Here is a 14,148-nt window from a genome sequence, read left to right as displayed (position 1 = left end):
TGCGTCACACGCGATGCCGCCCGCTGCGCGCCAGCTCTTGCGCCCACGGATAGTCGGGCTTGCCGCTCGGCGAGCGGCGCATCTGCTCGACCAGGTGTAGCTCGCGCGGAATCTTGTAGCCGGCGATGTGGGTGCGGCAGTGCTCGGTGAGTTCGCCCAGCGTCGGCTGCTGTCCGGTCCGCGCTTGCACGACGGCGGCGACACGACTGCCCCAGCGTTCGTCGGGCACACCAACCACGATCGCATCGAACACACCTGGATGGGATTTCAGCGCCCCTTCGACTTCTTCGGGAAAAATTTTCTCGCCGCCCGAGTTGATACTCACCGACCCGCGCCCGAGCAGCATGACACTCCCATCGGCTTCCACGGTGGCATAGTCACCCGGAATCGCCCATCGATGGCCCTCGACTTCGACAAACGTCTCCGCGCTCTTTGCCTCATCTTTGTAGTAGCCGATCGGGATGTTGCCGCCGCGCGCGAGTTTGCCGATCACTCCGGATCCTGGCTCGATGCGCTTGAGGTCCTCGTCAAACACCGCCACATCGCGGCCCGGGTTCACGTGCACGCCGCGCGTCTTCGTGCCGCCGTGTGCGAGGTTCTCCTTCGTCACCATGCTCATCCCCGTGAAGCCTTGCTCCGACGAACCAGTGGCGTCCATCAGCATCGCGTTGGGGAACCGCTCCAGGTACTGCAGCTTCACCGACGGGGAGAACACGGCCGCCGTGCTGGAAATCACGATCACCGACGAGAGATCGTAACTGACGCCCGCTTCATCGAGCGCCTCGATGAGCGGGCGTCCCATCGCGTCACCGGTGAGTTGGATGCTGTTGACGCGCTCGCGTTCGACCATGCGCCACACCGCGTGCGGATCGAAGCGGCCCGTCCACAACGCGATGCGGTTGCCGATGAACATTGGACCGAGCACCGCCCACTGCGCCGCGCCGTGCATCAGCGGCGCTAACGGCGCCATCGTCAGATACGCATCGGGGGTGATCTTGTTCGTCAGCGTCGCGGGATTCTCGGCGGGCTCACGCGTCACGTAGTCGATGCCGCCGCCCAGGGTGAAGATCACATCCTGATGACGCCACATGACGCCCTTCGGCTTGCCGGTGGTGCCGCCGGTGTAGAGGACGTACAAGTCATCGCCCGAACGCGGCGCGAAGTCGCGCGCCGGCGAGCCCTGCGCCAGTGCGTGTTCATAGGCGACGGAACCGATCGCCGCGCAGTCCTCGCCGCTGTCATCCTCCATCGCGATGCAGTGCCGCAGCTTGGGAAGCCGCGCGCGCACATTGGCGATGCGCGGCGCGAACTGCGCATCGTGTACCAGCGCGACGAGGTCGGCGTTGTCGAACAGGTAGAACAACTCCTCTTCGACGTAGCGATAGTTCACGTTGATCGGCACCGCACGGATCTTGTATGCGGCGAGCATGGCCTCGACCCAGTATGAACTGTTGAAGCCGTACACACCGATGAAGTCGCCGCGGCCGAGCCCGAGTGATTGGAAGTAGTGCGCCAGGCGATTGGCGCGCGCATCGAGCTGCGCGAAGGTGAGCCGGTTCGGTCCACAGACGAGAATTTCCCGATCGGGAATTCTATCAGCGGCAGCTTCGACGAGATCGGCAACGTTGAATTCCATCTCTCTACTCTTCGTGTCCTTCGTCGTGAACAATCCGCGGCGAGGTCTAGCGTCGCTTGAAGTTGGGTTTGCGCTTCTGCGTGAATGCGAGTGGACCTTCCTTGGCGTCCTCGGTGCGGAAGATCGGCATACCGACTTCGAAGTCGAACACCAACGCCTCGGCTTCGCTCATCCCATCGGTCTTGTGCAGCGTCTTGAGAATCGCCTCGACCGCGAGCGGTCCGTTCTCGGCAATCGTCGCGGCGATCTCCTTCGCCTTCGCCAACGCCTCGCCCTCCGCCACGACGTGACCGATCAGCCCGTACTCCTTCGCCTCGGCGGCGGTGATGTGCTTGCCGGTGAGGAGAATCTCCGCGGCAACCGTGTACGGAATTTGGCGGCGCAAGCGCACGGCCGAACCAGCGCCGGGGTACAACCCCCAGCGGACTTCGGAAACTCCGAAGCGCGCGCTGCTCCCAGCGACTCGGATGTCGGTGCCTTGCAGAATTTCCGTACCGCCGGCGATAGCGACGCCTTCGACCGCGGCGATGATCGGCTTGGTCGGGCGGTAATCGCGCAGCAGTGCCTTGAGAAAAACCGTCGGGTCTTGGCGCACGCGCTGGACGTACTCGCTCGGCTCTTCATCGACGTCGCCGCTCATCGCGCGCAGATCCATCCCGGAACAAAAGTTGCCGCCGGCGCCGGTGAGGATGAAGCAGCGCACGGCCGGATCAGCCGAACCTTGCTGCCACGCCTCGAACATCCGACCCATCATATCGGGCGACAGCGCGTTCATGCGCTTCGGCCGATTCATGGTGAGGATCATCGCGGCGTGATCGCGTTCGACGAGGAGATCGGACATCTTGTTTCACTCCTTGCAAATGGCGCCGCACACTACAAGGCCGCGCGGGCGACGACAATCCGTGCCTGCGTCACGTCAGTTTGCGTCCGCATTGCAGCGGGCGTATCTGCGCGCCGTGCACGTGCTCGCGATCGATCAAGGGACATCGTCAACCAAGGCGCTGGTGGTGGCGCCCGCAGGCGACATCCTCGCGTTGGCCGAGGTGGCGGTGCATCCCAAGATCGTGGATGGCGGTGGCGTGGAACAAGACCCCGAAGAGTTGTGGGCATCCATACTGACCGCGGGCCGGCAAGCGGTGGCTCACGCCGCAGTGCCGATCAACGCCGTCGGCTTGGCAAATCAAGGCGAGACCATCCTCGCATGGGATCGTTCGAGTGGCGCGCCGCTCTCGACCGCACTCTCGTGGCAAGATCGCCGCGCAACCGAAGTCTGTGAGCGGTTGCGCCCGCAAGCCGAGTCGCTCCGCGCACTGACGGGGCTCCCGCTCGATCCATATTTCGCTGCGCCAAAAATCGCGTGGCTGCGCGCGCACGTCACCCGCGACGGCGTTTGCACCACCACCGACACCTGGCTGCTGCATCGCTTGACCGGCGCGTTCGTCACCGACGCGGCGACGGCGTCGCGCACGTTACTCATGGACTTGAGCAGCGGACGTTGGTCTCCGCGAGCCTGTTCCGTCTTCGGCGTCGATCCCGAGTCGCTCCCAACGATCACGGGCTGCGCCGAGGCGATCGGTGAAACGTCCGCGTTCGGTGCCACGGCGCCAGTCGCCGGACACGCGGTCGATCAACAAGCGGCGTTGTTCGCGCAAGCGTGCTTCGACCGCGGCGAGGCGAAGTGCACCTACGGCACCGGCGCGTTTCTGCTCGCCACCACCGGCGCGCAGCCGACGCGGTCGGGCGCCGGCCTCGCCACCTGCGTGGCGTGGCGTTTGGGAGGAGAGACGACGTACTGCTTGGACGGCCAAGTCTACACCGTCGGCGCGGCAGTCAATTGGCTGCAACGGATTGGCGTGATCAACGACCCGTCCGATCTCGATTCAAGCGAAGGCGACTCGTCACACCGCAGCGATGTGGTCTTCGTTCCGGCACTCGCTGGACTCGCCGCACCGTTCTGGCGACCGGCCGCACGCGGGTCATTCGTCGGCCTCTCCCTCGCCACCCAGCGCGGTGATCTCATCCGCGCGGTCATCGACGGCATCGCCGCACAGGTGGCATGGCTGGCACGCGCCGCGGGCGACGACCTCGGCCGGCCGCTGAGTCGCTTGCGTGTTGACGGCGGGCTGACTCGCTCACGCGTGTTGATGCAAACGCAAGCTGACCTACTGCAAATCCCCATCGAGGTGTCCGCATCACCCCACGCGACGGCCCTCGGTGTCGCTGCGCTCGCGCGCCTTGGAGTCGGCGGCGCCAAGACTCCGGCCGAAGCCGTCGGTCGCCGCGCGGCTGTCGTCACCTACGAACCCCATCTCAGCAGCGACGAAGCAGCGGCTCGACTGCGGCGATGGCACGATGTCGCCACAGCGACCATGGTGCTCTAGTGGGCATCACCCATGGCTGCGAATTTTCCGTTCCTTGTAGGGGCGACGCATGCGTCGCCCCTACGCCTCAGAGAATGACACGAGGGCAATTCAAAGTGATCGCCTATGCCGAACGATCCAACTGAGAGCTACGACGTCGCGGTGATCGGCGCCGGCGTGATCGGCGCGGCGATTGCCCGCGAACTGGCGCGCTATCAGTTGCGCGTCGTACTGATCGAAGCCACCGCCGACGTCGGCACCGGGACGAGCAAGGCCAACACCGCCATCCTGCATACCGGCTTTGACGCGAAGCCCGGCACGCTCGAAGCCCGCCTGGTGCGGCGTGGCCACGCGTTGTTGAGCGAATACGGAACCGCGGCCGGCATTCCGATCGAGCGCACCGGCGCCCTGCTGATTGCATGGGACGCCGAACAGCTCGCCGCGTTGCCGGCGATCGCCGCAGCCGCCGCGCGCAACGGCTACGCGGCGACTCGGCGAGTCACGACCGCAGAGCTGTATGCGACCGAACCGCACCTGGGCGCCGGCGCGCTCGGGGCGCTCGCCATTCCCGATGAACACATCATCTGCCCGTTCACGACCCCGCTCGCCTTCGCCACCCAAGCCGTCGCCAGCGGCGTCGCGTTGCGACTGTCGAGTCCGGTCGAGTCGATCACGCGCAACGACACTGGCGTGCATTTGCTGCAGACTCCCCGCGCCACGTTCGCGAGCCGGTACGTCATCAACGCCGCCGGGTTGTATGCCGATCGCATCGATCGCTGGTTCGGCCACGAGACGTTTAGCGTCACGCCGCGACGCGGCGAGTTGCTGGTCTTCGACAAGTTGGCGCGACCACTAGTGAGTCACATCCTGCTGCAAGTCCCGACCAAGACGAGCAAGGGTGTGCTGATCAGTCCAACAGTGTTTGGGAACGTGATGCTCGGACCGACGGCAGAAGACATCCCCGACAAAACCGCCACCGCCTCCACCGCCGCCGGCATCGCCCATCTCCGCGAGCGCGGCCAGCGGATCATGCCCGCGTTGATCGACGAAGAGGTGACGGCGATTTACGTCGGGTTGCGCGCGGCAACGGAGCACAGCGACTACCAGATCGCCTTCTATCCAGACCAGCACTACGTGTGCGTTGGCGGCATTCGCTCCACCGGCTTGTCGGCGTCGATGGCGATTGCCGAGTATGTCGTCGCCGGACTCGCTGACGCCGGACTTCAACTGGAGGAACGAGACGACTTCCAGAACGTGACGATGCAAAACATCGGTGAAGCCTTCGCCCGTCCGTACCAGTGCGCCGAGATGATCGCCGCCAATCCCGACTACGGCTGCATCATGTGCCACTGCGAGCGCGTCACTCGCGGCGAAATCCTCGCCGCAACGCGCGCATTGATTCCCGCGCGCAACCTCGACGGCGTGCGGCGGCGCACCCGCGCGCTGCTCGGCCGCTGCCAAGGATTTTACTGCAGCGCGGCGATCACCAGCTTTGTGGCCGAAGCTACCGGGCAGTCTGTGGATGCCTTGCTCGGACTCGACCCATGATCGCACCCGCACCCCAGGTCGACGTGCTAATCGTCGGCAGCGGTCCCGCCGGCCTCGCAACGGCGATCGAGCTGCGCCGGCTCGGCGTAGCGCGCGTGCTGGTAGTCGAGCGCGAAAGCGACGCGGGAGGAGTGCCGCGCCATGCAAATCACATCGGCTTCGGCCTGCGCGATCTGCGTCGTCTGTTCACCGGGCCGCATTACGCGCAGCATTACGTGTCGCGTGCCCAACGAGCCGGTGTCGAGCTGCGGACGCAGACCACGGTGACCGACTGGTCGAGCGACGACACCGTGCGCCTGACCAGTCCGGCGGGGCTCGACACCGTGACCGCGCGCGCGGTCGTGCTCGCCACCGGCTGTCGCGAGCGGCCGCGCGCCGCGCGGCTCATTCCCGGCGATCGCCCGCTCGGCGTGCTGACCACCGGCGCGTTGCAACAGGCCGTCTATCTCCACCGGCAATCCGTCGGGCGGCGCGCGGTGGTCGTTGGCGCCGAGCACGTCAGCTTCTCCGCCGTGCTGACCCTCGCGCACGGCGGCGCGACCACAGTCGCGATGCTCACCGAGCATCCACGGCATCAGACCTATCTGCCATACAAGTGGCTGAGCGCGACGCGGCGACGCGTTCCGATTCTGGTCTCGCACCGGATAACGCAAATCATCGGCCGGCACCGAGTCGAAGCCGTCGAGGTGACGGACACACGCACCGGCGCCACGCGCTGGATCGAGTGTGACACCGTGATTTTCACCGGCGACTGGCTTCCGGATCACGAACTGGCGCGCCGCGGCGGCTTGGCCATGGACCCGGCCACTCGCGCGCCGCGGGTCGATTGCAGTTTGCGAACATCGATCCGCGGCGTGTTCGCGGCCGGCAACCTCCTGCACGCAGCGGAGACTGCCGACATCGCTGCGCTGAGTGGCCGCCACGCTGCGCGCGCCGTGACCACGTTCCTCGAGTCGGGACGCTGGTGCGAGCGACCGCCTCTGCCGCTCATCTGCGCGCCACCGCTGTACTGGATTTCACCGAGCGCGATCGGCGGCGCCGATCAACGTCCGCCGCGCGATCGTTTCACCGCGCGAGTGCGAGAATTCTGCGACGACGCGGATCTGAGTGTGCGGCAAGGGACGCGGGTACTCTGGCGACAGCGCTACCGCCGCTTGGTCCCAACCCTGCCGCTGCACGTGTCCGCCGACTGGCTCGACATGGTCGACCCTAACGGCGAGTCGATCACGCTCCAACTCTCTGCCTCGTAGATGGCAGGCGGTTCTTCCGCCACAACCCGGCAACCGCTCTGCACTGCGCTTGACGAGCTTGCACCAGGTGTGCGATCAGCGAGTCTGCGTAGGTTGGTCAGTCACGTAAGTTCTATGGAAGGCATCGACTCGGCCGCACTCTCCACCGACGGTCGCAACGGCATACCCGCCGCGCTGCTCGTTTCACGCCTGCGCTCGATCCTGTGGATCGCGCTCGTCGCCGGGATCAGTTTCACCGCCCTGGAGCTAGCGTTCGCCCCGCGATTGGCGGCGCCGTTCGTGGTCAAGTGTATTGGGATGTCGCTGACCACCGCGGCCCTGGTGCTCGTCCGCGGCGCATGGGTTACGCGCCACGCCCTGGCAGTAACCTTCGCGGTGATTGTCGCCTCGTACGGGCTCACCGCGCTCTCGGGCATCGTCAGCCCGAGTCGAGAGTACGAAACCACGGCCGTGCTGTTCGTCGGCGGGGCACTGACAACGGCCACGCTGTTACCGTGGGGACTCATCCCGCAGATCACTACCGCGTTAGTTGGTGCCGCGTTGCTCTGCTTCGCGGTGTATTGGGCAGACGGGGATCTGCATGTCCTACTCGATGACCCGGGAGCGGCGGTCATCATCGGCCTGGGCATCTCCTTGGTCACTGCGCGTGAGGTGCAGCGCTATCGGCTGGCTTCGCTGCGCGAGTTGGCCGCCCGGCAACGCGCAGAACTCGCCCTGCGCGTCCTCAACACAGATCTCGAACGGCGCGTGAGCGAGCGCACCGAGGCGTTGCAGGAGGCCAACGAACGGTTGCAAGCACTGTCTGCTCGGCTGGAGTCGGTGCGCGAGGCGGAGCGCACGCGGATCGCCCGCGAGATCCACGACGACCTCGGCCAGATGTTGACGGCGTTCAAGATCGAGCTGGCGCTGCTGTCGATTCGGCTCACCAAGGTTGACGATGACGACGTCGTGCCGATCGTCCGCGAGCAGCTGAAGAGCATGTCCGACGCGGCCAGTACGATGATGCAGTCGGTGAAGCGCATCGCCAGCGACTTGCGACCGAGTCTCTTGGACGACTTGGGACTGACCGCGGCCATCGCCTGGCAAGCGCGAGAATTTCAAGAGCGCTGCGGCGTGCGCTGCGCGTTCAATTGCGAGCCGCGCACGTTTGCGGTCGATACAGCCCGATCGACGGCGCTCTTTCGCATCGTTCAGGAGACCCTCACCAACGTCGCGCGTCACGCCGATGCGCGCAACGTCTCCATTACGCTGCGCGCCGATGCGGACGGGGCGCGCTTGGAGATTCACGACGATGGGCGCGGCATCACCGCGGCCGAGTTGCGGAGTTCGAAGTCGCTCGGCCTGCTCGGGATTCGTGAGCGCGCCCGCTTACTGGATGGCGAAGTGGAGATCTCCAGCGCCCCGCACGGCGGGACCACGGTGCGAGTGTGTATCCCGCTGCACGAATCGGTCGAATCCGAGCAGTTCGCCGCCGAAGCATAGCCGCCAGCGCCCGCGCCGATTTCGGCACACGCCATCACCATTGATCCGCTGGCGATGCGGTGTTAGCCCCAATCACCGCCGAGTTTTGCTCGCGAGGACCGAGCCCAGGAGAGAATCGTATGCCGACGTGGAACATCGCCGACTGCCTCGACCAGATCGCTGCTATCCGGGGCGATGAAGACGCCATCGTGCAGGGCGCGCGCCGCGTTTCGTGGCGGCAAACCGAGCGTCGCGCCCGCAACCTCGCCGCCTGGATGCTGGCACAAGGCGCGTCGCATCAAGCTAAAGTGGCGATCTACACCTACAACCATCCGGCCTACATGGAAGCGGTCTACGCCGCATTCAAGTCCGCGCTCGTACCGGTGAACGTCAACTACCGCTACCGCGAGGAGGAGCTGCGCTATCTGCTCGACAACGCCGATGCGGAGATCGTCGTCGTACACGAAGACTTCGTGCCGCTGCTCGCCAAGGTGCAGAACACGTTGCCGCGCATCAAAGGTGTCCTGGTCGTGCGCGAAAGCGGCGCACCGTTGGACCCAGGCGCGCACGACTACGAAGCGGTCGTCGAAAGCGATCGGCCGGCGCCGACCGTACCGCGCAGCGGCGACGACATGATGTTCCTTTACACCGGCGGCACCACCGGCATGCCGAAGGGCGTGATGTGGCGGCAGGACGATCTCTACTACCGCTTTGCCGCCGGCGGCCTCGGCCAACCGCCCGCCGACATGACCGCGCTCGCCGCGTACGTGACGGCGCCGCCGTTGCGTTTGCGGACGCTCATCGGGCCGCCACTCATGCACGGCACCGGCTGGTTCACCGCGATGATCTCATGGATGACCGGCGGCACCGTGATCATCGTCGATGACCCGAAGACGTTCGATGCGGCGCGCTTCTGGGAGGTGGTCGACCGCACCAAGCCGACCGCTCTCACCATCGTCGGCGATCCGTTCGCCAAACCGATGCTGCGCGCGTTGGAGACCGCGCCGCGCCCCTACGACATCTCTTCAGTCGCGATGATGACTTCATCGGGCGTGATGTGGAGCCAGGAAACCAAGCAGGGCCTGCTCAAGTACAACCCGAACATGATGCTGATCGACGCGTTCAGTTCCTCCGAGGCCGTCGGCATGGGCATGTCGATCACCACCAAGGACGGCTCGTCGTCGACAGCAAAGTTCCAGATCACGCCTCGGACCAAGTTGTTTGATGAGCAACTCAACGTGGTCGAGATCAAACCCGGCGCGAAAGGTCTCGTCGGAGTCGGCGGCGCGCAACCGGTCGGCTACTACAAGGACCCGGAGAAGAGCGCGCGGACGTTCGTCGAGACGGACGGCGGCCGCTTCTCGGTCCCGGGTGACTGGGCCATGGTGAATGACGACGGCGTCACGCTCACGCTGCTCGGGCGCGGCTCAGTGTGCATCAACACCGGCGGCGAGAAAGTGTTTCCCGAAGAAGTGGAGGAAGTCGTCAAGCGCTTCGCCGGCGTGAAAGACAGCGTCGTCGTCGGCGTGCCCGACGAACGGTGGGGCGAAGCCATCACCGCGGTGGTGTCGAGCACCGGCGCGCGCATCGATGCCGACGCGCTCAAACAGTTCGTCAAGACGCAACTCGCCGGGTACAAGGTGCCGAAGCACGTGGTGATCGTCGACGAGGTGTACCGCTCGCCGTCAGGCAAGGCGGATTTCAAGCGCACCAAACAAGTCGCGATGGAAGCGTTGGGAATTTCTTGATTTTGGAATGCGGATTGCGGAGTGCGGAATGCTGACAGGCGCGGCCGAGTTTAGCGAGCCAGGGTCGCGACCTCCTGATTGAGGCGAACGACCATCCGCGACACATGGCGCAATAGATTTTCGAGCACCGCCGCTTTGATCGCCGGGTGCGTTTCACCCAATCGATCGAAGGCGGCGGTGGAGAGCGCGCAACATTCCACCGCGGTGTCGGCCCGCACGTCCGCCGATCGACGCGCGCGATCGACGACCGCCATTTCGCCGAAGGTCATGCCTGGTGACATGGTCGCGAGGCGTTTGACCCGAGCGTTGGGCAAATCGATGGTGACGCTCACCTCGCCGCTCATGAGCAAGTAGATCTGGTCGGCGGCGTCACCCTTGCGCACGATAAGCGCGCCGCGGTCGTAGCGCCGGCGTTCGACGGACGCTTCCAACTGCGCGATGGCGTCCGCGGACATTCCCAGGCAAATTTGGTGTTCGCTCAGCGAGAGTGCCGGCGCCTGACCACGATCGGGACCGGACGCGCCGAGCAGGCGATTCTCGCACCACTCGATGGCGAGATCGAGATCGGGAAACGTCAGCAGGATCGCGTGCTGACCCTGGGCGCTGAGTTGTTCGTCAAGGCGTCGCATAAGCCGCGAATGGTCATCGACGTGGGCGAACACCACGCGCTTGCCGCTGGCCGCAAAGGTGAGCAAGAGGTCGCACAAGATCTCGGCGTCCGATTCCTCGATCAGCGTCACCTTCTTGAGATCAATGATCGCGAAGTCGAGCCCGTCGCCGGCTTCCACCAGCGTGCGGATCAATGCCTCGATCGCCGCGAAGCCGAGGTCGCCGTGGAGATCGTAGACCCGCCCGCGCTGGCCGACGGTATCCAGTCGCGCGCGATCCGCCTCAGTGCGCCGTCGCTTCGAGCTGACCTCCGATAGCGGGTACTGCCCTCGCAGGGCGGACCGCGCCGAGCGCGGCACGCGCAGGCAGTGGAGGTAGAAGTCCGTCGAGAGGTCCTTGCACACCTTGAGCCCGCGCACGCTGTTGCCGCGTTCGTCCAAGCGCGGCGAGAACACGCCGATCCCCAGTTGCCCGGGTAAGACCGCCACGATGCCGCCGGCCACGCCGCTCTTGGCCGGCATGCCGACGCCATACACCCACTCGCCCGCGTAGTCGTACATGCCGCAGGTCGTCATCACGCTCAGCATGCTGGTGACGACTTCGTCGCCAACGGCGCGCTCGCCAGTCACCGGATTGATCCCACCGTTGGCGAGCGTCGCCGCCATCAGACTTAGATCGCGGCAATCGACCGCAACCGAACACTGTTGGAAGTAGAGATCCAATGCCGCTTCGGGATCATCGGCGAGAATGCCGAAGTTGCGCAGCATGTGCCCGATGGCGCGATTGCGATGGCCAGTGGTCTTCTCCGACGCGTACACGTCGTGATCAATCGTGAGCGGGTGCCCGGCATACGTCGAGAGCATGGCCAACAGCCGATCCAGTTTGTCTTGCGCGCTACGGCCGGCCACCAGCGAGCTGGCCACGATGGCGCCGGCGTTGATCATCGGATTGAGCGGGCGGCCGGTGCTGGGGGCAAGGCTGATCGAATTGAACGCATCGCCGCTGGGTTCGACGCCGATTTTCTTGCGCACCGCTTCGTGTCCGACGTCTTCGAGCGCAAGGCCGTATACGAAGGGTTTGGAGATCGACTGAATCGTGAATGGCTGGCGAGTGTCGCCGACTTCGTAGATCTGGCCGTCGATGGTGGCCAGACAGATTCCGAACCACTGCGGGTCCGCCTTCGCCAACTCAGGGATGTACGTGGCAACGGTCCCTTCGTTCAGCCCGGCGTACTTGCCGTACAGGCGCTCCAGGTACGCCTGAACCGGAGAGGCCAGGCGGCGCGGCGCTGTATCCGACACGCAGTACCTCCCTTACATCGATCGAAACTTCGATCGAACGCTCGTGCGCCTTGCGCACCGATCGCGGCCCATACAACAAACTACGTGCCGGCCTTCCGCTGACGAGCCGCAGTACCGCCCTTGGAGTAAGTCCCACCGCGCTGCTGCATCCGCAGGCGAGCGCTGCCGCTTCTTCGAGCAGTCTGGTGGAACGGTAGTGGTCAGTTTGGACCCAACGGAAGTCGTCATTGGTAGGAACGGAGTGACTAAGAACTCCCGGTTCCCTGTAGGGGCGACGCATGCGTCGCCCGCGAATTGACGTGTCCACCGCGGAGAAACACGGAGGGCGATGCATGCATCGCCCCTACGCTTCAGAAAAGACCGCTTATCACTGACATTGACGAGACACGACACTAGAAAATGGGCCGCAGTTCCAATTTCAAACTGACCCCACTACCGCTCGAACGAGTGCCTTCCCTTTCGATGCACCACCATGCTAACGATGGTCGTCACGGAGGCTGAACCCATGGACAAGATGCTGCGCGTGAATCTGACCGACCTGACCGCGAAGGACGAGCCCTTCCCTGACGAGTGGACCTTCCTTGGTGGTCGCGCCTTATCGGCGAAGATCCTGCTCAAGGAAGTCGACCCGAAGTGTGATCCGCTCGGACCAGCCAACAAAGTGATCATCGCGCCCGGCGTATTGTCCGGATCAGTGGCTCCGACCTCCGGCCGCATGAGCGTGGGCGCGAAGAGCCCGCTGACCGGTGGCATCAAGGAAGCGAACTCCGGCGGCCAGGCCGGCCAGAAGCTGATGCGTCTCGGCTATCGCGCGATCATCGTCGAGGGCAAGGCGAAGGATGCATCGAAGCGCTATCTTGTAGCGATCAACAAAGACGGCGTCACCCTGCGCGAGTGCCCCGAGTTGAAGGGGCTGCGCACCTACGCCGCGTCGGAGAAGCTCGGCGCGCAGTTTTCGAACCGCGCCGCCTTCATCATGTGCGGGCCGGCGGGCGAGCTCGGTCTGTCGGGTGCCAGCGTCGCCTTTACCGACGAAGGACATCGCCATCCGGCACGTCATGCCGCGCGCGGCGGCCTCGGTGCCGCGATGGGCGCCAAAGGGTTGAAGGCCATTGCCGTCGACGACGAGGGGACCAAGGCGCGGCTCGCGCAGGATACCGCAACGTTCAAGACCTACATCGCCAACCTCAGCAAGGAATACCTAGCCGGCGCGCAGTTGTTCCAGTTCGGCACCTCGACCACCGTGCCGCTCGCCAACATGATGAGCACCTTCCCCACGCGCAACCGGCGCGAGATGCAGTTCGAAGGCGCCGACGCCCTTGACGGTGCGAAGATCGTCGCCAACTTCGCCAGCCGAGGCGGCAGCATGCATCACTGCATGACCGGTTGCATCGTCAAGTGCTCCAATATCGTGCACGACGCCGACGGCAAGTACGTGACCTCGGCACTCGAATTCGAAACCCTCGCCCTCTGTGGCTCGAACTGCGGCATCGGCGATATCGACAAGGTCGCTCAAATGGACCGCCTGTGCGACGAGTTGGGCCTCGACACAATCGAGACCGGTGGCGCAATCGGCCTGGCAATGGACTGCGGCGCGCTCAAGTTCGGCGATGCCGACGGGGCGATTGCGCTGCTCGACAAAGTCGACAAGGGCGATCCGCTGGCCGAGACCATCGGCCGCGGCGTGGTCGCCGTTGGCAAGCGCTTCAACGCCGCGCGCGTCCCGGCGATTCGCGGGCAAGGCGTCCCGGCGTGGGAGCCGCGCACGCTCAACGCCACCGGTATCACCTACGCCACTAGCGCGATGGGCGCGGATCACACCGCCGGTCTGATTGTCATGCCAGTGGCAGACGGCGCCAAGGCCTCGCAGGAGTCGCAGCTCATCAACGCGTTGTGCGATTCGAGCGGCTTCTGCCAATTTCAGCAGCCAACCATCGAGGACATTCGGACGCTATTCAATTGCATGTACGGCGGCTCGCTGACCTTCGAACAGACGGCCGACATCGGTTGGCACTGTATGCAGGACGAGTGGGAGTTCAACCGCCGCGCGGGATTCGGCCCGGAGGACAACGATCTGCCCGCATGGATGCGCACCGAAGCGGTGCCATCGAACGGTGCCGTCTTTGCCTCATCGAAGGAAGAGATCATGCGCGTGTTCGAGCGCATGCCGATCTCCGACGAGCTGCGCCAGATGAGAGCGGTGGGTTAACCCGCCTCTCACATCCTTTGGTTCGT

Annotated in this window: 9 protein-coding genes; 6 read left to right on the top strand and 3 right to left on the bottom strand. The window is 64.9% G+C overall.

The window, feature by feature from the left end:
• Positions 1 to 4: 4 nt before the first annotated feature.
• Positions 5 to 1,636: an acyl-CoA synthetase gene (locus tag HYR72_17445; GenBank protein MBI1816767.1), complete on the bottom strand. Its 1,632-nt coding sequence runs from the start codon at positions 1,634 to 1,636 to the stop codon at positions 5 to 7.
• Between the two features lie 46 nt (positions 1,637 to 1,682).
• Positions 1,683 to 2,477 carry a crotonase/enoyl-CoA hydratase family protein gene (locus HYR72_17440; GenBank protein ID MBI1816766.1) on the bottom strand — a complete coding sequence of 265 codons (795 nt, stop codon included), beginning with the start codon at positions 2,475 to 2,477 and terminating at the stop codon, positions 1,683 to 1,685.
• A 19-nt stretch (positions 2,478 to 2,496) separates the two neighbouring features.
• Between HYR72_17440 and HYR72_17435 the strand changes: the two genes are divergently transcribed.
• The 5 genes from HYR72_17435 (at position 2,497) to HYR72_17415 (ending at position 10,003) form a co-directional block, all read left to right on the top strand.
• Positions 2,497 to 4,017 carry a carbohydrate kinase gene (locus HYR72_17435; GenBank protein ID MBI1816765.1) on the top strand — a complete coding sequence of 507 codons (1,521 nt, stop codon included), beginning with the start codon at positions 2,497 to 2,499 and terminating at the stop codon, positions 4,015 to 4,017.
• 105 nt (positions 4,018 to 4,122) lie between these two features.
• A complete protein-coding gene (locus HYR72_17430) occupies positions 4,123 to 5,544 on the top strand; it encodes an NAD(P)/FAD-dependent oxidoreductase (protein MBI1816764.1) in 1,422 nt (473 codons plus the stop codon).
• Positions 5,541 to 6,794: an FAD-dependent oxidoreductase gene (locus HYR72_17425; GenBank protein ID MBI1816763.1), complete on the top strand. Its 1,254-nt coding sequence runs from the start codon at positions 5,541 to 5,543 to the stop codon at positions 6,792 to 6,794. Before HYR72_17430 ends, HYR72_17425 begins: the two co-directional genes overlap by 4 nt.
• A gap of 114 nt (positions 6,795 to 6,908) precedes the next feature.
• On the top strand, positions 6,909 to 8,276 hold the full coding sequence (locus HYR72_17420) for a sensor histidine kinase (GenBank protein MBI1816762.1): 1,368 nt from the start codon (positions 6,909 to 6,911) through the stop codon (positions 8,274 to 8,276).
• 119 nt (positions 8,277 to 8,395) lie between these two features.
• The gene (locus tag HYR72_17415) at positions 8,396 to 10,003 is read left to right on the top strand and encodes an AMP-binding protein (protein ID MBI1816761.1); all 1,608 of its coding nucleotides are present in this window, start codon (positions 8,396 to 8,398) and stop codon (positions 10,001 to 10,003) included.
• Between the two features lie 50 nt (positions 10,004 to 10,053).
• On the opposite strand, the gene glsA is transcribed toward HYR72_17415, so the two are convergent.
• Positions 10,054 to 11,889 (bottom strand): glutaminase A, encoded by a 1,836-nt coding sequence (gene glsA, locus HYR72_17410; protein ID MBI1816760.1) that lies wholly within the window; start codon positions 11,887 to 11,889, stop codon positions 10,054 to 10,056.
• A gap of 529 nt (positions 11,890 to 12,418) precedes the next feature.
• On the opposite strand from glsA, the gene HYR72_17405 reads away from it, so the two are divergent.
• Positions 12,419 to 14,122: an aldehyde ferredoxin oxidoreductase gene (locus HYR72_17405; protein ID MBI1816759.1), complete on the top strand. Its 1,704-nt coding sequence runs from the start codon at positions 12,419 to 12,421 to the stop codon at positions 14,120 to 14,122.
• The last annotated feature ends 26 nt before the right edge of the window (positions 14,123 to 14,148 follow it).

It is taken from the genome of Deltaproteobacteria bacterium, assembly GCA_016178705.1.
Taxonomy (GTDB): Bacteria; Desulfobacterota; Binatia; order HRBIN30; family JACQVA1; genus JACOST01.
The sequence above is the reverse complement of the archived record's forward strand: the minus strand, read 5'-3'. Positions and strand labels throughout refer to the sequence as shown.